The sequence below is a fragment of the Chromobacterium sp. Ag138 genome (assembly GCF_055181315.1).
This window is the reverse complement of record NZ_JBUPWA010000001.1, coordinates 3,481,116-3,500,902: the sequence shown is the minus strand read 5'-3', so window position 1 is coordinate 3,500,902 and position 19,787 is coordinate 3,481,116. Positions and strand designations below refer to the sequence as shown.

The following is a 19,787-nucleotide window of genomic DNA, read 5'->3' as shown; positions in this document are numbered from 1 at the left end:
CAATCGGGCCATTTCATCGGGAGCGAAGACATGAGCTGCGAACTGTGCCGGCAGCCCGCCGGCGATCTGCTGTACCAAAACGACGAACTGTGGGTGGTGCTGGTGGACGAGCCCGGCTACCCGGGATTCTGCCGCGTGGTGTGGAAAGCGCACGCCAAGGAGATGACCGACCTCGCAGCCGACGAGCGCCTGCGCCTGATGGACTGGGTGTGGCGCGCCGAGGCGGCCATCCGCCAGGTCATGCAACCGGCCAAGATCAACCTGGCCAGCCTGGGCAATGTGGTGCCCCACCTGCACTGGCACGTGATTCCCCGTTTCGACGACGACGCCCACTTCCCCAGCCCGATCTGGGCCGCGCCGCGCCGCGAAGCGCCGGCGCGCGCCTGGCCGGACCTGGCCGACCGGCTGCGCCAGGCGCTGCGGGCCGGCTGACCGCCCTCTGTCTTAAGCGGTGCGGAAGCGGCTGATCGCCTCGTCCAGGCCGTGGGCCAGTCCCGACAGCTGATTGGCCATCGCCGACGACGACTCCACCGACTGGCCGTTTTCCGAACCCATATTGGCGATGCGCTCCACGTTCTTCGCCGCCTCGTTGCTGGCGGTGCTCTGCTCGCGCATCGCCGCGGCGATTTCGCTGGTCTTGTCCAGCAGGCCGGCCGACAGCGTCCGGATCTGCTCCAGCCTTTCGCTCAAGCGTCCGCTGAGCTCCACGCCGCTGGACACCCGCTCCGCCGCCTCGCGCATGCTGGCCGCCGCGGTGGAGGTGTCGCCCTGCACCGCCTGGATCTTCTCGGAAATCTCGCCGGTGGCTTGGGCGGTGCGCTCGGCCAGCTTGCGCACCTCGTCCGCCACCACCGCGAAGCCTCGGCCCATCTCTCCGGCGCGCGCCGCTTCGATCGCCGCGTTCAAGGCCAGCAGATTGGTCTGCTCGGCGATGTCGTGGATCACGTCGACGATGTTGCCGATTTCGTCCGAGCGCTGGTTCAGGCCGCTGATGATGGTTTCCGAGCGGCCGATCACCCGCGCGATCTCCTGCATCTGGCCGGCGGTCTCGCCCGCCGTCTCGCTGCCGCTGACCGCCGCGCTCATGCTGCTCTTGGCCTCGCTGGCCATTTCCGTCGCGTGCTCGGCCACCAGGTTGATGCTGACCGTCATCTGCTCCACCGCGGCTGCGGTGGACGAAGAGGCGTCGGTCTGCACCCTGGATGCCTCGGCGATGCGGCGCGACACCTCGGACAGCGCGTGCGCGGTGTCGTTGACCTGCTTCGCGTCGTCGCGGGTCTGGCCGATGAAGGCGCGCAAATTGGCCAGCAGCTGGGCCAGCGCGCGGCCGGTCTCGCTGACCTCGTCGCGGCCGGTCTGGTCCACCGCAATGGTCAGATCGTTATGCTCGGCGGCGTGGCGCATGCTGTCCTGCATCGCCCGCAGCGGCGCGGTGATCGAACGCACGATCACCCAGGCCAGCGCGACGCCGACCAGCAGCGCCAGCAACAGCACCGTCAGCATGCCCTGCTGCGTGCGCGACATGCTGGTCTCCAGGCTGTCCTCCGCCTGCTGCGCGCTGTCGTCCGCCAGCTTGCTCAGCTTGTCCAGCGCGTCGCGCGCCGCGTACAGCTTGGGTTTGAACGATGCGATGCCGGCGTCGCCGATATTGGCGGCCGCGATCTCGCCGGCCGATATCTTCTGGTACAGGCCGCTCATGCCCTGCTCGTAGCCTGCGATGCCGTCCAGCATGCCGTCGAACTCGCCCTGGTGGTCCGCCGCCATCGCCATGCCCTTGGCCTTGGCCACGCCGGTCTTGAAATCGCCGATGTGCTTGTCCAGCAGCTGCTTGTTGGTCTGGATGCTCTGGTCGGAATTGGCCGGATTGCCGATGCTGATGAAAACGTTCTTCTCATCCTGGCGGATGTGCAGCATGGTCCGCTGCAGATCGTCCATCTGATGCCGGAACGCGATCTTCTGGTCGAACAGCGCCGTCAGCTCGCGGTTGATCTTGTCCATCGACCACCAGCCTACGCCGCCCACCACGCCCACCGCCAACAGCAGGGCCCCCGCCAGAGCCGCGATGCGCTGGCCTATGGAAAATTGACTCAACATGACTTCCCCGTCTCCGCTTGGTTTATGCGTTTTTTGAAATTTTACGCTGATAAATTCAATATCGATTTGATACTAATACTAATTTATTCGGACTGTGAAAATTCCCCGCCCCGCCGCCAATCCCGGACCTACGGACAGGCCGGACTTGCCAAAGCCGTTGTGATAACCATAGGCTGGACGCTTCTTCGATACCAAGGCCGAGAAATGTACACCACGCTGATTTCCTGCCAGCAGCTGATGGACGAACCTGGCGAATCGCTGATCGTGCTGGACTGCCGCTTCCAGCTGGACAATCCCGACTACGGCCACGCCGCCTACGAACAGGGCCATATCCCCGGAGCCCACTACCTGCACCTCGATTACCACCTGTCCGGCAGCAAGAACGGCCAGAACGGCCGCCATCCGCTGCCGGACGGCCAGCGGCTGGCGGTGGACTTGGGCGCGCTGGGCGTGGGAGAGAATACGCAAGTAGTAGCCTACGACGACGGGACGGGACAGTACGCGGCGCGCGCCTGGTGGCTGCTGCGCTGGCTGGGGCACGACAAGGTCGCGGTGCTGGACGGCGGCTTCGCCGCCTGGTTGGCCGCCGGCGGCGCGGTGGACGCGGAGCCGCCGCAGCGCCGTCCCTGCCGCTTCCCCATCCGCCGCTCGCTGCAACAATCCGTGGATGCCGGCGCGGTGCTGGCCAACCTGGACGAACCAGCGTTCACGGTGGTGGACGCCCGCAGTCCGGAACGCTTCCGCGGCGTGGGCGAGACGATAGACCCGGTCGGCGGCCACATTCCCGGCGCCGCCAACCGCTTCTTCATGGACAATCTGGACGCCGGCCGCTACAAGCCGGCGGCGCGGCTGCGCGCCGAGTGGGAGGCGCTGCTGGGCGAGGGCTTCGATCCCGCCGCCATCGTCCACCAGTGCGGCTCCGGCGTCACCGCCTGCCACAACCTGCTGGCGATGGAGATCGCCGGCCTTCCCGGCAGCCGGCTCTATCCCGGCTCCTGGAGCGAATGGTGCAGCGACCCGGCGCGGCCGGTCGCGCGCTGAACGCCTCCGCATAAGAAAAAAGCCCGGCCAGGCAGGGCTTCCCACCGACAATCGCGTGGCGACGGACTGTCCGCTACCCCAAGATCAGCCGCTGCAGCAGGCGCTGCCCGGCCGGCCAGCTGCCGAGGCCGGCGTGGCTGCCCATGTGGCCGGCCATGCCGCCGTCGACGAATTCCGCGCCCCACAGCGCGGCCATCCGCCGCGCTTCTTCAAACTCGCAGAACGGATCGTCGCGGCTGGCCACCAATAGCGTCGGCACCGGCAGCTTGCGCTCCGGCAGCGTCTCGAATCCGGCGAAGGTCGGCAGCGGCGCGCCTGCCGGCAGCTCGCCGCTGGCGCGGGCGCGCTCGTCGGTCAGCGGAATCGCCGGCGGCGCCACCAGCAGCGCCCCCTTCACCTTGCGCAGCTCCAGCAGCGAGGCCTGCAGCAGCCAGGCGACCGTCGTATGGCAACCCAGGCTGTGGGCGGCGATCACCAGCTGTCCCGGAGTCTCGGCCACCGCCGCGGCCAGGCCGGCCACCCATTCGTCTCGGGTCGGGTACAGCCAGTCGCGCTGCTCGGCGCGGCGCGACAGCGGATAGGTTTTTTCCCAATAGCCGTGCCAGTGCGTGTCGCCGGAATTGCCCCAGCCCGGCACTGTCAGCAGCGTGACGTCATCGTCGTCCCACATCACAGGCTCCGCCGGTAGTCGACGATCAGCGGCGCGTGGTCGGAGAACTTCTCGTCCTTGTACACGCTGGCGGATTCGGCCAGCTCCATCAGCGACGGCGTGACGATCTGGTAGTCGATGCGCCAGCCGACGTCCTTGGCGTAGGCCTGGCCGCGGTTGCTCCACCAGGTGTAGCCGGGCGCGTCCGGGTACAGATTGCGCCACGCGTCGCGCCAGCCGACGCGGCCCAAGAGGTCGGTCATCCAGGCGCGCTCTTCCGGCAGGAAGCCCGAGTTCTTCAGGTTGCCTTTCCAGTTCTTCAGGTCGATCTCGTTGTGGGCGATGTTCCAGTCGCCGCAGATCACGATGTCGCGGCCCTCGGCGCGCAGCTTTTCCAGGTGCGGCATGAACACGTCGAGGAAATCGAACTTCACCTGCTGGCGCTCGTCGCTGCTGGAGCCGGACGGCAGGTACAGCGACACCACCGACAGCTTGCCGAAATCCAGCTGCAGGAAGCGGCCCTCGGCGTCGATCCAGTCGACGCCCAGCCCCTCCACCACCGCGTCCGGCTGGTGCCGGGTGTAGAGGCCGACGCCGCTGTAGCCCTTCTTCTCGGCGTAGTGGAAGTAGCCGGCCAGCCCGTCCGGATTGCGCATCCGCTCGGACAGGTCGCCCGCCTGCGCCTTCAGCTCCTGCACGCAGACGAAGTCGGCGTCGATGCCGGCCAGCCAGTCGAAAAAGCCCTTCTTGTCCGCCGAGCGGATGCCGTTGAGGTTGGCGGAAACGATTCGAAGCATTGTGTCTCCCGTGCTATGCTTGCGGCGGTTTTTTTCAGCCGTTCAAACAGTTAACGATTCGATAAGGAATGAGGATGAGCGACTTTCGTCAGGATTTTATTCGTTTTGCGCTCGACAAGCAGGTGCTGAAGTTTGGCGAGTTCATCACCAAGGCGGGCCGCAAGTCGCCGTACTTCTTCAACGCCGGCCTGTTCAACGACGGTCTGTCCACGCTGAACCTGTCGCGATTCTACGCCAAGTCCATCCAGCAAAGCGGCATCCAGTTCGACATGCTGTTCGGGCCGGCCTATAAAGGCATCATCCTGGCCGCCGCCGCCGGCATGGCGCTGGCCGAGCAGGGCCGCAACGTGCCTTTCGCCTACAACCGCAAGGAAGCCAAGGACCACGGCGAGGGCGGCACCCTGGTCGGCGCGCCGCTGCAAGGCAAGGTGCTGATCATCGACGACGTGATCTCGGCCGGCACCTCGGTGCGCGAATCGGTGGCGCTGATCCGCGCCGCCGGCGCCGAACCCGCCGGCGTCGCCATCGCGCTGGACCGGATGGAGCGCGGCCAGGGCGAATTGTCGGCGGTGCAGGAAGTGGCGCAGCAGCATGGCCTGCCGGTGGTGGCCATCGCCACGCTGAAAGATGTGCTGGGATTCCTGGAAAACAGCCCGGAACTGGCCGCCCACCTGGACGCGGTGCGCGCCTACCGCGCCCAATACGGAGTCGACGACTGACATGAAAGCGCTTGCCGGACTCACGCTACTGTTGTGCTCGCTGGCCCAGGCCGGCGTCTACAAATGGGTGGACGAGGCCGGCAACACGCATTACAGCGACGCGCCGCCGCTTGAGAGCCAGAGCCGCGGCGTCGCCGAGTTGAGCAAGCAGGGCGCCGTCAGCAAGCCGGCGGAAACCGCCGCCCAGCGCCAGGCGCGCGAGGCGTCCGCCGCCGCGGCCCGGCAACAGCAGCAGCAACGGCTGGATGCCGTCCGCCACGACCAGGCGCTGGCGCAAAGCTATCCGACGCTGGCCGACCTGCAAGCCGACCGCGAACGCCAGCTGGCGGTGCTGGAATCCTCCTACCGCGCGCTGGAGCTGCGCGGCCAGGGGCTGGCGCTGCAACGCGGCCATCTGGAGCAGGATCTGGAGCGCGCCCGGCAGAACAAGCAAACGCCGCCCGCCGCCTCGGTGCGCAATCTGCAGCTGCTGCGGCAATCGCAGCAGGACCTGCAGCGGCAGATGGCGTCCAAGCGCGCCGAGCTGGACGCGTTCCGCCAGCGGATGCAGCAGGACATCGCCCGCTACCGCCAGCTCAATCCCTGATTACTGCCCGCCTTCCTTGCGCTGCCAGGCCTGGTTCAGCGTCTGTGTCGCCTGATCCAGCGCCTGCTTGCCGCGCGATTGCGCATCGGTGGCGGCGGCAAGCTCGGCATTGGCCTTGTCCAGCGCGGCTTGCGCGCCGGCCAGCCGCTGTTCGGCGACCGCCTTCTCGTCCTGCGCCGCCTTCAGCTTGCCGTCCAGCAGCCGCTGCTGGCTCTGCGCCTGCTGGAAAGCCATCTGCGCCGCCAGCAGCTGTTCGTCGGCGCTCTGCGCCCAGGCACCGCCGGCAACCAACGCCGCCAGCAGCGGCGCGCTCAACATCAGCTTGTTCATTGTGTTCCCCTTGTCGGCTGTCAGCCGACATTATGCGGCAAGCCGGCTCCGGCGGACATTACTGTTCGAGGAAGAACTCCACCGGCACCGCCAGCTCCAGCGCATCCGGCAACCCGTCCGGAATGCGCGGCAGCGGCGCGGCGCGATAAGCGGTGTCCAGAGCGGCCTGGTCCAGCGCCGGATGTCCGCTGCCGCGGCTCAGCCGCGCCGCCAGCACCCGCCCCTCGCGATCGATGCGGATGGACAAGTAGGCCGTGCCTTCGTCGCCGCGCAGCCGCGACGTGGCCGGATATTGCCGGTAGCGCTCCAGCCTGGCCAGCACCTGGGCCTCCCAGCTGCTGCGGCCCTGGCTCACGCGCGGCCGGCTGTCGTCCTGCGACGCGGCATGGGGCGCGGCGGCCTGGCTGGACGCCTGGTCGGCGGCCGCCCGCGGCGCCGGCGGCTGATCCGCGCGCGGCGCGGGATCGGGCTTGCCGGCCGTTTGTGTCGCCTGGGGAGCATGGCTGTCCGGCTGAACCCCGGCCGGTTGCGGCGCGGCCGCGCGGCGGGATGCCGACGCCGCCTCGCTGGCGCGTTCGGCGACGCGTTTCTGCTCCGGCGCCGTGGAACCGCCGCCGGCCAGCCATCGCATCGCCGGCTGCTCGGCGGGCGCCGGAGCCGGCGGCCTGGCGCCCGGCCACCACAATCCGGCGGTCAGCGCCGCCAGGTGCAGGCCAACGCACAACAGCAGCGCCAGCCCCTTCCAGTGCCGGGCCGACAGCCTGCGCCAGCCCGACGGCTCGCCGGGATGGGACGGCCGGCTCAGCAGATACAGCAAGACCGAAAGCTCGATCGCCGCCACCAGCCACGGCACCCAATGCGGCGGCCGCGCCAGCAGCAGCGCGGCGAAGCCCGCGCCCATGCCCAGCGCGGCGAAGCACTTGGCCTTGAGCGGCACGATGCGCTGCTCGCGCCAGCGCCGCAGGCCCGGACCGTAGCGCGGATGGTCCAGCAGCCGCTGCTCCAACCGCGGCGAGGATTTGCTGAAACAGGCCAGCGCCAGGATCAGGAAAATGGTGGTGGGCATCACCGGCAACAGCGCGCCTATCACCGCCAGCGCCACCATCAGGCAGCCGCCCAGCAGGTACAGCCAGCGCACCGCCGGGTGCCGCGCCGCGTTCAAGCGTACACCCGGTCCAGATGGCCGTTCATGCAGGCGAAGCCGGCCACCGCGCCGGCGGTGACGCGCGCCTCGGCTTCGCCGTCCAGCTCCAGGCCGTCCAGCGCCGAGGTGAACGCGCGCCAGTGGCGTGCGCAGCCATCAAGATGGCCGGCCAGGTGGCGGGCGCCGAAGTTCTCGTCCAGGCCCAGCTTGCCGGCCAGCTTGTACAGGATGGCCGCGCCCAGCTTGGAGCCTTCCACCACGTACAGCCAGCCCATCGCGCTAGCCACGTCCAGCGCGCCGCTGATCGGCGCCTCCGCCAGTTGCGGCAGCGCGCGGCCCAGATCGCCCATGTCGGCGGCAATGCTGTGGTAGCGGCGGCGCTCGGCCAGGTCCGGGAACAGCTTGGCCAGTTCCGGATTGTCGTACAGCGCGTCGGCGTCGCGCAGGAAGCGGTACTGGGCGTCCAGGAAGCGGGCGTAGTTGTCGCGGCTGGCGAAGGGCTGGTTGGCCATGATGCGCTGGTCCAGCTGGTCATGGGTGTCGTGGGTGCGGGCTTTCAGGTCCTGGGTGCGGGTGCGTTCGATGGTGGTCATGCCGATGCTTTCTTCTACTGAGCTGGGCTTTGCGGACAAAGCCCATTAAATGTTAATGATAACTATTTTTGTTTGTTTGGGGAAACTCGGCGTTCAGAATTGCCAGGTCGCGTTCAGCCGCGCGGTGCGTCCCGGCCCCGGCATCAGGCTCAGCGCCAGCGGGTCCAGGTAGTAGCGATCGGTCAGGTTGTCGATGGCGAAATCGACGCTGACGCCTTTGGAGATCTGGTAGCTGGCGAACACGTCCACCAGCGTGTAGGCGCGGGTCAGCACTTGGTCGGCGGTGCCATTCCAGCTCTCCCAGCGGCTGTCGTCCACGCTGGCGCCCTGTTTGGCCACCGGCTCGCTGTTGTAGGTGACGCGGCTGCCGAAACTGAGCTTGCGGTCGAAGGCGCGGCCGCCCAGTGTCAGGTTCAGGTTGAAGCGCGGCGGAATGTGGTTGCGGACATAGTTGGTGGAAAAGCCGCTGGGCGTGCATTCCGGCGTATTCGCCATCGGATGCTCGTCGCCGAACCAGGTGATGCCGCGGAAGTACTCGGCCGACGCGCGGTCGCAGATCCGGGTCTTGCGGTTGTAGGTGGCGGACAGCTCGCCGAACAGCGCGCCGCCGTCGTACGACGATTGCAGCTCGACGCCGGACAGCTGGTAGCGGTCCATGTTCACCATGCTGAAGTTCTGTTCCCACGCTTCCTTGCCGGGAATCGGCCGCCGGGTGATGTAATCGCGGGTGGTGTTGTCGAAGTAGGCGAGCTTGAAGCGGAAGCGGTCGTCGCCGCGCAGCAGGCCGTCCTTCAGCACGCTGACGCCGATTTCCCAGTTCTGGCTGCGTTCCGGCTTCAACTCGCCCAGAAAGGGGGTGGACGAGCCCAGTGTCGACTCCATCAGGCTGGGCATGCGCAGGCCTTCGACGTAGCGCAGATAGCCGGTGACCGCGTCGCTCAGCTTGAGATTGACGCCGAAGGACGGCGCGAAGCCGCTGTCGCGGCGGCGGTAGGGCTGGCTGCGGCGGTACTGGCGCGACGCCAGTTCCTGGTTGTCGCGCCAGCTAGCCTCCGCCTCGCTGGATTTGGCGCCGGCCAGCGGCTGCGCCTGGCCGCTGCCGTCGACATAGGTGGCGCCCGGCTGCTTGAACGGATTGGTGGCGTCGGTGAAGTTGCCGGCGGCGTCCGGCTTCCACTCAACCTCGCCCAGGTACTCGAAGGTGTCGTCGCTGTAGATCTGGGCGGTCTTCGACACCGTGCGGTAGGTATCCAGCTTCTTGACCTCGACGTTGTTGTCGCGGGTGGCGAAGCGCAGATAACGGCCGCCCAGATCGAAGCTCAGCCAGTCCGCCGGCGCCCAGTTGACGCCGATGAAGGCGCTCTGCTCGTCGCGGCTGCCGTCGCGCAGATTGCGGTTGTTGAGGATGTCGTCCTCGTCGCGGATGAAGCCCTTGCCCGGCGCCAGCCGCTCATGCTGCAGCGACAGGCCGTAGTCGAATTTCAGCGCCCCCAGCCGGGTGCGCAGCAGCGAGCTGTTGCTCAGATCCGCCCCGGTGCGCTGCGCCTGCGCCGGCGCCAGATAGGAAAAGTCGATGCAGGCGTCGCAGTCGCCCCAGCCCGGACGCGGCTTGCCCTGGGTGGGATTGCGGAACACGTCGCCGTTGTAGGCGCGGCTGTCCATGTCGGTGTGCCACAGATTGGCCTGCAGCTTGATCAGCGGATTATCGTCCGGCTGCCACTTGAAGCGGGCGGTGTAGGCGTCCACCCGCACCTGGCTGCGCGGCCACTGCGGGATCGCGTCGCCGTCGTTGCGGACGATCTGCGAGGTCATGATCTCGCCGTAGTCGCTGTCGTAGCGGCGAAAGCCCAGCTCCAGCGAACGCTCGGCATCCGGCTTCAGCGTGCCCTTCAGCAACAGCGAGCGGCTGCGGTTGGCGGTGTTGAGCACCTCCTCGCCGGGCTTGAAAATGCGGGTGACGCCGACGTCCTGTTGCGTGCCGGACGACATCCAGTCGTTCTTCACCACATAGCGCTCATGGCCGTGCTTGCCGGCGAAATAGTTGCCGATGTCGCGGTAGGCGAAGGCGCCCACCAGCTCGTAGCGGTCTTCGCGCAAGGCGGCGGCGACGCTGCCGTGTCCGGCGCGGCCGTCCAGCGCCGGGCTGTGCCGGCGCGGCGTCGCATGCAATTCGGCCGGCGGCGCGGCACTGTTGCTCTGCAGTCCGCCGCGCAGGCGCACGCCGCGGCGCTCGCCGGGCAGCAGGATGTCCTCCGCCTTCAGCGTGTCCATTTTCACCAAGCCGCCGATCGCGCCGGCGCCTTGCGCCGACAGTCCCGGCCCCTTGTCGACGGTGACGCCGCCGATCAGGTCCGGGTCCAGATAGTTGCGGTCGGCGACGCCGCCGTAGCCGCGGTAGGCGGTCACCGACTGCACGCTGCCGTCTATCACCACCGGCACCCGCCCCTGCCCCTGCAAGCCGCGCACATTGACGTCCACCGAGCCGCTGTTGCGGCTCTCGCCCACCTGTACCCCGGCCACGCCCTTGAACATGTCGGCCGGCGAAGTGCCGCGGAAGCGCTCGATCTGCTCGCGCGTCACCGCCGCCGACGAACCCGGCTTCAGATACGGCCGGTCGAACAGCGACATCTCGTCGTCGGACAGCGCGCCCGGCGCGCTGCTGGCGCCGCGCACCCGCAAGGCGCCGATATTGACCGCGCCGCCTCCCGCCTGCGGCGCGGCCTGCACCACGATGCCTTCCGTCCGCAGGCTGGCGGCCAGACCGCTGCCGGCCAGCAGCCGGCGCAACGCGTCGCGCACCGTGTAGCTGTCTTGCAGGCCCGGCGCGGCGCAGCCGCCGGCCAGCGCCGGATCGAACAGCAGATTCATGCCGGCCTGGCTGGCCAGCTGCTGCAAGGCGCCGGCCAGCGGCTGCGGCGCGATCTGGAAAGCGACGACGCGGGACTGGGACTGCGCGGGCTGCACGCAGGCCAGGCCCAGCAGCAGGGCGGCGGCCCCCGGGCGGGAAATCGACATGGCGGACTACCTCACGGATGAAATTAATAATTATTCGCATCCATGAAGACGCAGCCGCCCGCGCCATCCTGACGTCGGCCGGCAAATATATTTTGTCCGGACTATTTTCTGGCGTCGATCAGCGCCTCACCGCCGCGCTGGCGCAGCGCCACCGGCAGAACCTGGGGCAGGATGCGGGCGAAAGCGGCGGCGTCATGGCTGGCGAAGCTGCCGCTTAACCGCAGCGCGCCCAGCTCGGGCCGCGCCAGCTTGAGGCCGGTCGGGCCGTAGCGCTCGAACTCGGCCAGCACCTCGGCCAGCGGCCGGTCGGAAAACGCCAACCGCCCCGCGCGCCAGGCGGCCACGGTTTCCGGCGGTGCCGCCGCTTCCCGGCGGAGCGAGCCATCGCGCCAGCGCGCGCGCTGGCCATCGCTCAGCAGCAACTTGCTCCGCGCTTCGCCGCTCGCGCCCGCCGCCGCCTCGGCGTCGCCGTGATCGGCCACCGCCACCTTGCCGTGCTCCACCGCCACCTCGACCGCGCCGTATAGATTGCGCACGGCGAAACGGGTGCCCAGCACCGTCACCCGCACCGGCCCGGCCGCCACGCGGAACGGCCGCCCCGCGTCCCGCGCCACCGCGAACATCGCCTGCCCGCGCAGCAGCTTGGTCTCGCGGCGGTCGGCGAAATACGCGACCTGCACCACGGTGTCCGCGTCCAGGGTCAAGCGGCTGCCGTCGGCCAGCGTCCGCTCCAGCTGCTGGCCGCGCGCGCTGGCCAGCGTCTGCGTCCATTGCGGCTGGCTGGCCCGCCAGTGCCAACCCAGCGTACAGGCGAGCAGCAAGACTGCGCAGGCGGCCAGGGCATGGCGCCGGGTTCTGGACGGCGCGGGCGCGGCCAGCCTGCGGCGCTGCTCGCCGCTCAGGCCTGACAGCAAGGCATCGACGCGCGCGTGCGCGGCATAGGCGCGGCGGCGCTCGCCGGAGGCGTCCAGCCAGGCGGCCAGCGCCCGCCGCTCGTCGTCGCTCAGCCCTTCCCGCTGCCGCAGCCGCCAACGCGCGGCTTCCGCGTCGGCCAGCTCTCCGTTCGCCGCTTCCCGCTCGCGCCTCATCGGCCCTCCTCCTCTTCCAGCGCCCGCTTGCACGCCAGCATGCCGTTGATGATGTGCTTCTCCACCATGTTCCGGGAAATGCCCATTTCCCGCGCGATCTCAGCCTGGCTCAGGCCTTCCAGCTTGAGCAGCACGAAGGCCTGCCGGCAGCGCGGCGGCAGCGCCGCTATCGTCCGCTCCAGCAAGGCCAGCTGCTGGCGCGCCACCAGACGCCGTTCCGGCTCGCAATGCGCGGGCGCGGCCAGCTCGACGTCCACGATGTCCAGCTGCGGCCTCGCCCGCTCGCGGCGGTGGCGGTCTATCAGCAGATTGCGCGCGGCGGCGTACAGCAGCGCCCGCGGCGAGCGCACCGGCGCGCCGCCGGCCTCGCCGTCCGGCGCCTGCAGATTCAACACTTTCAGATATGCGTCCTGCGCCACGTCCTCGGCGCGCTGGCGCGAACCGGTGGCCCGGGTCAGAAAATTGAGCAGTTCGCGATAATAGCCGTCCAACACCAGCGTCGCCCGTGACAAAAAGGGCGCAGCATAGCGCAAGAAACAAACGATAACAATTATCGTTATCAGCAATATCGGCGATGAAAATGCGAAGGGCCCGGACAATAGCCAGGCCCTTGCGGGAATGCTTGGTGGGTCGTGCGGGATTCGAACCTGCGACCAACGGATTAAAAGTCCGCTGCTCTACCAGCTGAGCTAACGACCCAGGATATTCGTGTCGGGGAGGATGTCTAGGATGGTGGGTCGTGAGTGGCTCGAACACTCGACCTACGGATTAAGAGTCCGCTGCTCTACCAACTGAGCTAACGACCCGTCCGAAACATGCGACTACACTATATCAAGCTTTCTCTGGTGGGTCGTGCGGGATTCGAACCTGCGACCAACGGATTAAAAGTCCGCTGCTCTACCAGCTGAGCTAACGACCCATCGAGAGCTGGCAACTATAATGAAACGTTTCAGATGCGTCAAGCCGTATCGCGAAAAATTTCTCTCCGCCGCCGCCCGGCGAAGGGAACGAAAACGGGGCGCAAACAGTCGGAACAAACCGGGCCGGAATCATTCGCCACTTGAAACTACGTTGTTCGATACCCATGTGAGGTAAGAGGGCAATCCCTGCGTCAGCGGCAGCGCGACGATTTCCGGCACCTGGTACGGATGCAGCGCCGCCAGCCTCGCCTCCAGTTGCGGATACGCGTCAGCGCGGGTCTTGATCAGCAGCGGAATCTCCTCGGCCCGCTCCACCGCGCCCTGCCAGCGGTACACTGAACGGCAAGGCGCCAGAACATTGACGCAGGCGGCCAGCTGCTCGGCCACCAGCGTCGTCGCGATGCGCTCGGCGGTTTCCGCGTCCGGCGCGTTGCAGACCACCAATAAACAATCGTTAGATGAAATCGGATTCAAGATGCGCGCTCTCCCGCTGCTGTTGTTGATTTACCCGTTCGCAGAAATCGCCGCCCTGGTGGCGCTGGCCGACCGCATCGGCGGCCTGGCGGTGTTCCTGCTGGTGGTGCTGTCCTCGATGCTGGGCCTGTGGATGCTGCGCAACCAGAAGCTGGGCGCGCTGCTGACGCTGGGCAGCGTGATGCGCCAGGGCGACAAGGTTTCGCTGTATTCGCTGCTGTGGCCGCTGCGTTACGCGCTGGCCGGCCTGCTGTTCCTGCTGCCCGGCCTGCTCAGCGATCTCGCCGCCATCCTGCTGCTGCTGCCGCTTAAAGGCCCGGACATCTCGCTGCGGACCACCGGCGCCGGCCCGTCCGCCGGCCCTGCCGCCAGCAGCGACGTCATAGAAGGCGAATTCCAACGCGTGGACGAGACCACGCCGCCGGGACGCCGCCTTCAGTGAAAACCCAGACGGTCCAGCGCGGCGGCGGCATCCAGCCCGCAGGCGATCCGCACCACCTTGTGCCGGCTCTTGTCGCCGGACAGCAGTTCCACATCGCGCTTGGCGACGCCGAAACGATCGGCCAGCCAGGCCAGCAGCGCGGCATTGGCCTTGCCGTCCACCGGCGGCGCGGCCAGCCTGACCTTCAGGCAATCGCCGTGCTCGCCGGCCGCCTCGGTCTTTTTGGCGCCCGGCTGCACGTGCAGCGTCAGCCGGACGCAGCCGTCATGGCACGACAACCAAGGTTTCATCCCATTTCCCGCCCAAAACGGGAAGTGTAGTCCAAAACGCGGCCTGGAAGCAGCGCCGCCAAAAAGGAGCATCGTCATGGATATCGGCATCAACGAACAAGATCGCCAGGAAATCGCCCACGGCCTGTCCCGCCTGCTGGCCGACAGCTACACCCTGTACCTGAAGACGCACAACTTCCACTGGAACGTCACCGGGCCGATGTTCAACACCCTGCACCTGATGTTCGAGACCCAGTACAACGAGCTGGCGCTGGCCGTGGACGCCGTCGCCGAGCGCATCCGCGCGCTGGGACACTACGCGCCGGGCAGCTACGCCGACTACGCCAAGCTGACCGCCATCCCCGAATCCGCCGGCGCGCCGCCCAAGGCCGAGGAGATGATCCGCCAGCTGGTGGAAGGCCACGAAACCGTGTGCCGCACCGCCCGCAGCGTGTTCGCCGTGGTGGAGCGCGCGTCCGACGAGCCCAGCGCCGACCTGCTGACCCAGCGCCTGCAGGTGCACGAGAAAACCGCCTGGATGCTGCGCAGCCTGCTGGAAAAATAAGCCGGCCGCGCGCCGCCGCCGAAACGCCGCCTCCGCGCGGCGTTTTTGCATGGCCGCCATGCTACACTCTGGCAAAATCCGGAAACCCGCGATGGCCGATCACCTGTACCGTCCCCGCCCATCCGCGTCCAGCGCCCCGCTGCTGTGGGTGGCGCTGGGCGTGTCGCTGCTCGCCCACCTGCTGCTGCTCAGCCTGGGTGGCCGCGCTTCCGCGCCCGACCGGCCCGGCGAAGCGCCCGCGTCCCAGATCAATATCCGCCTGGTCCGCCATCCGGCGGCGGCCGCGCCGCCGACCGAAAGGCTGGCCGAAATCGATCACGCAGGTTCGGGCAGCAGCGCCGAGCCGCGCCAGCTGCTCAGCCGCCGCGAGCCGCCCAAGCCCCGCGCCGCCGCCGAAACGCCGCCGCCGGCGCCGACCAACCCGATCGCCCGCCCGTCCGCGGCGCCGGCCAAGGTCCAGCCCGCGCCGCCCAGCGGCCAGGTCAGCGCCGGCTCGCTGCTGGCCCAGGTCGGCGCGCTGTCGCGCGGCGGCGACAACGCCATCGTCGACAACGACAAGGAGAGCGGCCAGGCCGGCGGCGCGCTCGGCGAGGCCGCCCGCGGCTATCCGTGGGCGCGCTACCAGGCCGACTGGCGGCTGAAGGTGGAGCGCATCGGCAACCTGAACTACCCGGATGAGGCGCGCCGCCAGGCCCTGCACGGCGCGGTGACGCTGGAGGTGACGATAGCCGCCGACGGCAGCCTGCGGGGACAGCGGGTCACCCGCAGCTCCGGCAGCCGGGTGCTGGACGAAGCCGCCCAGCGCATCGTCGAGCTGTCCTCGCCGTTTCCGCCGTTTCCGCCCGCGCTGGCCCGCGCCCCGGCGATGCGCATCAACCAGCGCTTCGTCTTCACCCGGGACAACCTCTTATCCAGCCATTGAACCAAGGAAGCATCATGTTTGAAGTCAACCGCAGCATCGCGCTGCTGCGCCCGCAGGCTCCGTTTCTCGCCTGGCTGAAAAGCCTGCCCGGCGGCATCGATCCGCAATTGACGCTGGAAGCGCTGGCCGCCGACAGCAACGCGCTGCTGATCCCGCCGGCGGAAGACGCCGACGCCGCGCGCCGCTTCGTGCAGCAGCGCCATCGCCAGCTGTTCGAGGCCGAGCTGGCCGACTGGTGCGAAGACCAGAGCCTGTGGCCGCAGAACATCAGTCCCAACCTGTTCCAGCAATGGTTCAAGGTGGAAATCCACTCGGTGCTGACCGACCTGGTCGAAGAGCCGCTGGAGCGAGAGGCCTTCGTGCCGCTGGATCTGGACGGCCGCGCCGATTAACCGCCACACACACAAATAGAGGGGAAACACATGGCGCACCACACCCGGATCAAGGTCCGCGGCTATCACCTGGACCTGTTCGGCCACGTCAACAACGCGCGCTATCTGGAATTTCTGGAAGAAGCCCGCTGGAGCCAGTTCGAAGAGCAAGGCGGACTGGACTGGTTCCTGAAATCGGGCCTGGCGCTGGCCGTGGTCAACATCAACATCGACTACCGCCGCCCGGCGCTGATGGGCGAGCAGCTGCTGATCGAGACCAGCCTGAAGTCCATCGGCAACCGCAGCGCGGTGATCCATCAGCGCGTGCTGCTGGAAGGCGCCGACACCGTGGTGGCCGAGGCCGACGTCACCTTCGTGGTGTTCGACGCCAAGCAGAACAAGGCGGTGGTGCTGGAAGGACAATTGAAGGCCATGCTGGAACAGATGACCGCCACCCCGGTCTGAATCGGCGGCAGACACGACAGGAAATCGAGATGAAGAAGGGTTTGATCATTGCGCTGGCGCTGCTGGTCGCCGCCGGCGCCGCCTACAAGCTGATGTTCTCCGGCAACCCGGCCCCCGAGGTGAAGCTGACCTCGCTGACCGGCGCCGCCACCAGCACCTCGGCGCTGAAAGGCAAGGTGGTGCTGGTCAACTTCTGGGCCACCAGCTGTCCCGGCTGCGTCGAGGAAATGCCGGAGATCAAGAAGCTGCACCAGGACTACGGCGGCAAGGGACTCAACGTGCTGGCGGTGGCGATGAGCTACGACCCGCCCAACTACGTGCAGAACTTCGTCGCCAAGAACCAGTTGCCCTTCTTCGTCGCGCTGGACCCGCAAGGCGCCACGGCCAAGGCCTTCGGCGACATCCAGCTGGCGCCCACCACCTTCCTGATCGACAAGCAGGGCAACATCATCAAGCGCTACGTCGGGGTGATGAACTTCGCCGAAGTGCGCAAGCTGATCGAGCAGCACCTCTAAGCCGCAAACCGCCGCCCCGCCTGCCGGGGCGTTTTCCTACCCTTTCCCCCCGCACACCGCGCAGCCTGGATCGCGCGGCACCCGTATCTGCTTGAAGCCGCCGCCCAGCGCGTCGTACAGCGTCAGCTTGCCCAGCGCCGGCGCAACGCCGGCCAGCAGCTTGACCGCCTCCACCGCCTGCAGGCTGCCGATCACGCCCACCAAGGGCGACAGCACGCCGAAGGTGGCGCAGGGGCCGTCGCTGGCCTCGCCCTCGTCCGGAAACAGGCAGTGGTAGCACGGCGAGGCCGCGTCGCGGCTGTCGAACACCGCCAGCTGGCCCGAGAAGCGCACCGCCGCGCCGGACACCAGCGGCACGCGCGCGGCGACGCAGGCGCGGTTGACCGCGTGGCGTGTGGCGAAGTTGTCGCTGCAATCCAGCACCAGATCGTGCGCCGCCACTTCATCCATCAATCGTTGGCCCGATAGCCGCTCAGCCAGCGGCCTGATCGTGATCGCGGGATTCATCGCGGCCATCCGCCGCGCCGCCGACTCGGCCTTGCCCTGGCCCAGGCTGGCGGTGTCGTGGGCGATCTGGCGCTGCAGATTGGACAGCTCCACCGCGTCGTCGTCGACGATGGTGATCCGGCCGACGCCGGCTGCTGGCCTTCGATGTCGATCTCCGGCAACAGGACGCGGCGCCGACGATCAGCGCGCGCGTCGGCCAGCAGCCGGGCTGGCTCCATGTCATGCTCCGGAACAGGATGTGGCAGCTGCAGCGCGCAGCGCCTCGTCGTCCAGCTCGCGGTCTTGCTCCATGCTCATGCTCCAGAATGCGAAACGCCAGCCCCAAAGGCTGGCGTCGATAAGCGATTTGTGTCGAGCAAAACGCCTGAGACAAGGCGCGCCTGGTAGCTTGGGCTGAGCAAAGCGAAGCCCAACATTACCGCAACGCAGCATCAGGCGTTTTGCCTTACTCCTCCGCCACCTTGCGGGCGAACTTGATGCCCAGCTGCTTGAGCTTGCGGTACAAGTGAGTACGCTCCAGGCCCACCTTCTGCGCCACCCGGCTCATATTGCCGTTTTCCAGCGAGATGTGGTACTCGAAATAGCGGCGCTCCAGCTGTTCGCGCAATTCGCGCAGCGGAATATTGAAGTCGAAGCCCGACTCCTCCACAGGCTTTTCGTGGCGGAACTGGGCCAGCACCTTGTTGACCTCGGCGGCGTCGACTTCGTCGGACTCGGCGGTCAGCGCCAGACTCTTGATGATGCTGCGCAGCTGCTCCAGATTGCCCGGCCAGTCGTACTGGCGCATCGCGTTCAGCGCCGCGGTGGTCAGCTTGCGCGCCGGCACCTGCTTGGACTCCACCAGCTCCACCAGGATCTGCTCGGCGATGAAGGTGATGTCCTCGGCGTGCTCGCGCAGCGGCGGGATCGGCACGATCACGCTGGACAACGCGGTCAAGAGGCGGTTGTCGCACTCGGGGTCCACCAGCAGCTCCTGCAGCGGACGGCTGCAGGAACAGATCAGGCGCACATTGAAGCGGTCGAGCTTGGACAGCAGGAACAGCAGGCCCTGCTGCACCCGACGGCTGTACTGGCCGATCTCCGGCAGGTAGAGCACGCCGTTATTGGCCTTCTGCAAGAGTTCCAGCGGCGCGTCGGCCAGCTGCTCCAGCTTGGCCGGCGTCACCCAGGGCGTGTTGCCCTGGTGGAAAAAGCGCGCCACCAGCTCGAAACCGGAGCCGGACTCGCCGGTCAGCAGCACCGGCGACTTGACCTTGGCCACACGCTCCAGCTGGCGCTTCAGTTCCTGGATCGGCTCGCTGCGGCCCAGCTTGTCCAGATTCAGCGAGGTGTTGGCCTGCATGTCGCCGTACTTCAGCGCGCGCTGAACGGTGGTCAACAGCTTCTGCAGCGCGATCGGCTTTTCCAGGAAGTCGAAGGCACCGATGCGGGTGGCTTCCACCGCGGTGTCTATGCTGGCGTGGCCGGACATCATCACCACCGGCATGTTGAGCAGGCCTGACTTGGCCCATTCCTTCAGCAGGGTGACGCCGTCGCAGTCGGGCATCCAGATGTCCAGCAGCACCAGCGCCGGCCGGGTCTGGTTGCGCAATTGGCGGGCCACTTCGGCGTTTTCCGCCAAAGCCACGGTATAACCTTCGTCCTGCAGGATCTCGGAGAGCAGCTCTCGGATGCCGATCTCGTCGTCCACAATCAAAATGTCGCTGCTACGCATTAGGCCTCCAGCAATGGCAGGGAGAGAAGGACACGCGCCCCATGCTGCCCGGCGTTCCCCAAAATGACCTGTCCATGGTGTTCTTCCATAATCTTCTTGACCACGGCCAGTCCAAGACCGGTTCCCTTGGCTTTACTGGTCACATATGGCTCGAACGCGCGTCTGAGAATGTCCGGGCCGAAGCCCGCGCCATTGTCCTCGACGCTGACGAGCGCGTTTCCTTCTTCTTGTCGGCTGCTAATTTGAATCATCGGGATGCCAACGTCAAGGACTGCATCCTGGGCGTTTTGCATCAGGTTATGCAGCACCTGCCGCAGCAGAGCCGCATCCCCCATGATCATCAGCGGAACTTCGTCCAGCGCAATCTTAACAGCAGGATTGGATTCGTAAAGGGCCATCACCTCCCGGATCACCTGATTGAGATCAAGTTTCACCAGTTTGATCTTGGGCGCGCGGGCGTAATCGCGGAACGCCTCCACCATGCTTTTCAGCGCGCCCACCTGCTTGATGATGGTGTCGGTAGAGCGTTTGAGCATGTCGGCGTCCGGCCCTTCCAGCTTGTCCGCC

23 protein-coding genes, 3 tRNA genes and 1 pseudogene are annotated in these 19,787 nt (G+C 67.4%); 10 read left to right on the top strand and 17 right to left on the bottom strand.

Annotated elements, in window-relative coordinates:
- Nucleotides 1–30: 30 nt before the first annotated feature.
- The gene (locus ACY3GB_RS16290; RefSeq protein WP_463089666.1) at nt 31–432 is read left to right on the top strand and encodes an HIT family protein; all 402 of its coding nucleotides are present in this window, start codon (nt 31–33) and stop codon (nt 430–432) included.
- Between the two features lie 12 nt (nt 433–444).
- On the opposite strand, the gene ACY3GB_RS16285 is transcribed toward ACY3GB_RS16290, so the two are convergent.
- Nucleotides 445–2,094, bottom strand: coding sequence for a methyl-accepting chemotaxis protein (locus tag ACY3GB_RS16285; protein ID WP_052717429.1), 1,650 nt, complete (start codon nt 2,092–2,094; stop codon nt 445–447).
- Nucleotides 2,095–2,298: 204 nt separating this feature from the next.
- Between ACY3GB_RS16285 and ACY3GB_RS16280 the strand changes: the two genes are divergently transcribed.
- Nucleotides 2,299–3,135: a sulfurtransferase gene (locus ACY3GB_RS16280; RefSeq protein ID WP_463089665.1), complete on the top strand. Its 837-nt coding sequence runs from the start codon at nt 2,299–2,301 to the stop codon at nt 3,133–3,135.
- 73 nt (nt 3,136–3,208) lie between these two features.
- Here the strand turns inward: ACY3GB_RS16280 and ACY3GB_RS16275 are convergent, their stop codons facing one another.
- Nucleotides 3,209–3,805 (bottom strand): alpha/beta hydrolase, encoded by a 597-nt coding sequence (locus tag ACY3GB_RS16275; protein ID WP_463089664.1) that lies wholly within the window; start codon nt 3,803–3,805, stop codon nt 3,209–3,211.
- A complete protein-coding gene (locus ACY3GB_RS16270) occupies nt 3,805–4,581 on the bottom strand; it encodes an exodeoxyribonuclease III (RefSeq protein WP_046158050.1) in 777 nt (258 codons plus the stop codon). The genes ACY3GB_RS16275 and ACY3GB_RS16270 overlap by 1 nt, the downstream gene beginning before the upstream one ends.
- A gap of 74 nt (nt 4,582–4,655) precedes the next feature.
- Here ACY3GB_RS16270 and pyrE point away from each other — a divergent pair, with 74 nt between their 5' ends.
- On the top strand, nt 4,656–5,300 hold the full coding sequence (pyrE, locus tag ACY3GB_RS16265) for an orotate phosphoribosyltransferase (protein ID WP_463089663.1): 645 nt from the start codon (nt 4,656–4,658) through the stop codon (nt 5,298–5,300).
- A gap of 1 nt (nt 5,301) precedes the next feature.
- Nucleotides 5,302–5,886 (top strand): DUF4124 domain-containing protein, encoded by a 585-nt coding sequence (locus ACY3GB_RS16260; RefSeq protein ID WP_463089662.1) that lies wholly within the window; start codon nt 5,302–5,304, stop codon nt 5,884–5,886.
- Here ACY3GB_RS16260 and ACY3GB_RS16255 read toward each other — a convergent pair whose 3' ends face one another.
- From ACY3GB_RS16255 to cutA, 10 genes are all read right to left on the bottom strand, one after another.
- Nucleotides 5,887–6,216 carry a hypothetical protein gene (locus ACY3GB_RS16255; RefSeq protein WP_463089661.1) on the bottom strand — a complete coding sequence of 110 codons (330 nt, stop codon included), beginning with the start codon at nt 6,214–6,216 and terminating at the stop codon, nt 5,887–5,889.
- Between the two features lie 58 nt (nt 6,217–6,274).
- Nucleotides 6,275–7,378, bottom strand: a complete 1,104-nt coding sequence (locus ACY3GB_RS16250) for a TonB family protein (protein ID WP_463089660.1) — start codon at nt 7,376–7,378, stop codon at nt 6,275–6,277.
- Nucleotides 7,375–7,953 carry a biliverdin-producing heme oxygenase gene (locus ACY3GB_RS16245; protein WP_463089659.1) on the bottom strand — a complete coding sequence of 193 codons (579 nt, stop codon included), beginning with the start codon at nt 7,951–7,953 and terminating at the stop codon, nt 7,375–7,377. The genes ACY3GB_RS16250 and ACY3GB_RS16245 overlap by 4 nt, the downstream gene beginning before the upstream one ends.
- 93 nt (nt 7,954–8,046) lie before the next feature.
- Nucleotides 8,047–10,968, bottom strand: a complete 2,922-nt coding sequence (locus ACY3GB_RS16240) for a TonB-dependent receptor (protein ID WP_463089658.1) — start codon at nt 10,966–10,968, stop codon at nt 8,047–8,049.
- A gap of 101 nt (nt 10,969–11,069) precedes the next feature.
- Nucleotides 11,070–12,056, bottom strand: a complete 987-nt coding sequence (locus tag ACY3GB_RS16235) for a FecR family protein (protein ID WP_463089657.1) — start codon at nt 12,054–12,056, stop codon at nt 11,070–11,072.
- A complete protein-coding gene (locus tag ACY3GB_RS16230) occupies nt 12,053–12,550 on the bottom strand; it encodes a sigma-70 family RNA polymerase sigma factor (protein WP_463089656.1) in 498 nt (165 codons plus the stop codon). The genes ACY3GB_RS16235 and ACY3GB_RS16230 overlap by 4 nt, the downstream gene beginning before the upstream one ends.
- Nucleotides 12,551–12,679: 129 nt before the next feature.
- A tRNA-Lys gene (locus ACY3GB_RS16225) sits at nt 12,680–12,755 on the bottom strand.
- A 31-nt stretch (nt 12,756–12,786) separates the two neighbouring features.
- Nucleotides 12,787–12,862, bottom strand: a tRNA-Lys gene (locus ACY3GB_RS16220).
- A gap of 37 nt (nt 12,863–12,899) precedes the next feature.
- Nucleotides 12,900–12,975 (bottom strand) — tRNA-Lys (locus ACY3GB_RS16215).
- Between the two features lie 130 nt (nt 12,976–13,105).
- The gene (gene cutA / locus ACY3GB_RS16210) at nt 13,106–13,450 is read right to left on the bottom strand and encodes a divalent-cation tolerance protein CutA (protein WP_463089655.1); all 345 of its coding nucleotides are present in this window, start codon (nt 13,448–13,450) and stop codon (nt 13,106–13,108) included.
- Nucleotide 13,451: 1 nt separating this feature from the next.
- Between cutA and ACY3GB_RS16205 the strand changes: the two genes are divergently transcribed.
- Nucleotides 13,452–13,892, top strand: coding sequence for an FxsA family protein (locus tag ACY3GB_RS16205; RefSeq protein ID WP_463089654.1), 441 nt, complete (start codon nt 13,452–13,454; stop codon nt 13,890–13,892).
- On the opposite strand, the gene ACY3GB_RS16200 is transcribed toward ACY3GB_RS16205, so the two are convergent.
- On the bottom strand, nt 13,886–14,182 hold the full coding sequence (locus tag ACY3GB_RS16200) for a DUF167 domain-containing protein (protein WP_463089653.1): 297 nt from the start codon (nt 14,180–14,182) through the stop codon (nt 13,886–13,888). The two genes, ACY3GB_RS16205 and ACY3GB_RS16200, sit on opposite strands and share 7 nt — an antisense overlap.
- A 76-nt stretch (nt 14,183–14,258) precedes the next feature.
- Here ACY3GB_RS16200 and ACY3GB_RS16195 point away from each other — a divergent pair, with 76 nt between their 5' ends.
- From ACY3GB_RS16195 to ACY3GB_RS16175, 5 genes are all read left to right on the top strand, one after another.
- Nucleotides 14,259–14,726: a Dps family protein gene (locus ACY3GB_RS16195; RefSeq protein WP_021475269.1), complete on the top strand. Its 468-nt coding sequence runs from the start codon at nt 14,259–14,261 to the stop codon at nt 14,724–14,726.
- Between the two features lie 91 nt (nt 14,727–14,817).
- Entirely contained in the window at nt 14,818–15,648 is an 831-nt protein-coding gene (locus ACY3GB_RS16190; protein WP_463089652.1) for an energy transducer TonB, read from the top strand.
- Between the two features lie 14 nt (nt 15,649–15,662).
- On the top strand, nt 15,663–16,040 hold the full coding sequence (locus tag ACY3GB_RS16185; RefSeq protein ID WP_463089651.1) for a VacJ: 378 nt from the start codon (nt 15,663–15,665) through the stop codon (nt 16,038–16,040).
- 30 nt (nt 16,041–16,070) lie between these two features.
- On the top strand, nt 16,071–16,484 hold the full coding sequence (locus ACY3GB_RS16180) for an acyl-CoA thioesterase (protein ID WP_463089650.1): 414 nt from the start codon (nt 16,071–16,073) through the stop codon (nt 16,482–16,484).
- 29 nt (nt 16,485–16,513) lie between these two features.
- A complete protein-coding gene (locus ACY3GB_RS16175; RefSeq protein WP_463089649.1) occupies nt 16,514–16,999 on the top strand; it encodes a TlpA family protein disulfide reductase in 486 nt (161 codons plus the stop codon).
- 36 nt (nt 17,000–17,035) lie between these two features.
- Here the strand turns inward: ACY3GB_RS16175 and ACY3GB_RS16170 are convergent.
- From ACY3GB_RS16170 to ACY3GB_RS16160, 3 genes and pseudogenes are all read right to left on the bottom strand, one after another.
- Nucleotides 17,036–17,629, bottom strand: a pseudogene (locus tag ACY3GB_RS16170) (HesA/MoeB/ThiF family protein); the annotation flags it as partial.
- Nucleotides 17,630–17,951: 322 nt separating this feature from the next.
- Nucleotides 17,952–19,220 (bottom strand): sigma-54-dependent transcriptional regulator, encoded by a 1,269-nt coding sequence (locus ACY3GB_RS16165; RefSeq protein WP_011137805.1) that lies wholly within the window; start codon nt 19,218–19,220, stop codon nt 17,952–17,954.
- Nucleotides 19,220–19,787, bottom strand: a 568-nt coding sequence (locus tag ACY3GB_RS16160; protein ID WP_463089648.1) for a sensor histidine kinase, incomplete at its 5' end; no start/stop codon positions are given. The genes ACY3GB_RS16165 and ACY3GB_RS16160, both read right to left, overlap by 1 nt.

Bases quoted from the DNA above. Each gene is read 5' to 3' on its own strand.
- ACY3GB_RS16235 (WP_463089657.1), bottom strand. From the start codon at position 12,056: ATGAGGCGCGAGCGGGAAGCGGCGAACGGAGAGCTGGCCGACGCGGAA.
- ACY3GB_RS16285 (WP_052717429.1), bottom strand. From the start codon at position 2,094: ATGTTGAGTCAATTTTCCATAGGCCAGCGCATCGCGGCTCTGGCGGGG.
- ACY3GB_RS16255 (WP_463089661.1), bottom strand. From the start codon at position 6,216: ATGAACAAGCTGATGTTGAGCGCGCCGCTGCTGGCGGCGTTGGTTGCC.
- ACY3GB_RS16275 (WP_463089664.1), bottom strand. From the start codon at position 3,805: ATGTGGGACGACGATGACGTCACGCTGCTGACAGTGCCGGGCTGGGGC.
- ACY3GB_RS16165 (WP_011137805.1), bottom strand. From the start codon at position 19,220: ATGCGTAGCAGCGACATTTTGATTGTGGACGACGAGATCGGCATCCGA.
- ACY3GB_RS16270 (WP_046158050.1), bottom strand. From the start codon at position 4,581: ATGCTTCGAATCGTTTCCGCCAACCTCAACGGCATCCGCTCGGCGGAC.
- ACY3GB_RS16280 (WP_463089665.1), top strand. From the start codon at position 2,299: ATGTACACCACGCTGATTTCCTGCCAGCAGCTGATGGACGAACCTGGC.
- ACY3GB_RS16185 (WP_463089651.1), top strand. From the start codon at position 15,663: ATGTTTGAAGTCAACCGCAGCATCGCGCTGCTGCGCCCGCAGGCTCCG.
- ACY3GB_RS16245 (WP_463089659.1), bottom strand. From the start codon at position 7,953: ATGACCACCATCGAACGCACCCGCACCCAGGACCTGAAAGCCCGCACC.
- ACY3GB_RS16290 (WP_463089666.1), top strand. From the start codon at position 31: ATGAGCTGCGAACTGTGCCGGCAGCCCGCCGGCGATCTGCTGTACCAA.
- ACY3GB_RS16175 (WP_463089649.1), top strand. From the start codon at position 16,514: ATGAAGAAGGGTTTGATCATTGCGCTGGCGCTGCTGGTCGCCGCCGGC.
- ACY3GB_RS16195 (WP_021475269.1), top strand. From the start codon at position 14,259: ATGGATATCGGCATCAACGAACAAGATCGCCAGGAAATCGCCCACGGC.
- ACY3GB_RS16260 (WP_463089662.1), top strand. From the start codon at position 5,302: ATGAAAGCGCTTGCCGGACTCACGCTACTGTTGTGCTCGCTGGCCCAG.
- ACY3GB_RS16205 (WP_463089654.1), top strand. From the start codon at position 13,452: ATGCGCGCTCTCCCGCTGCTGTTGTTGATTTACCCGTTCGCAGAAATC.
- pyrE (WP_463089663.1), top strand. From the start codon at position 4,656: ATGAGCGACTTTCGTCAGGATTTTATTCGTTTTGCGCTCGACAAGCAG.
- ACY3GB_RS16180 (WP_463089650.1), top strand. From the start codon at position 16,071: ATGGCGCACCACACCCGGATCAAGGTCCGCGGCTATCACCTGGACCTG.
- ACY3GB_RS16240 (WP_463089658.1), bottom strand. From the start codon at position 10,968: ATGTCGATTTCCCGCCCGGGGGCCGCCGCCCTGCTGCTGGGCCTGGCC.
- ACY3GB_RS16190 (WP_463089652.1), top strand. From the start codon at position 14,818: ATGGCCGATCACCTGTACCGTCCCCGCCCATCCGCGTCCAGCGCCCCG.
- ACY3GB_RS16200 (WP_463089653.1), bottom strand. From the start codon at position 14,182: ATGAAACCTTGGTTGTCGTGCCATGACGGCTGCGTCCGGCTGACGCTG.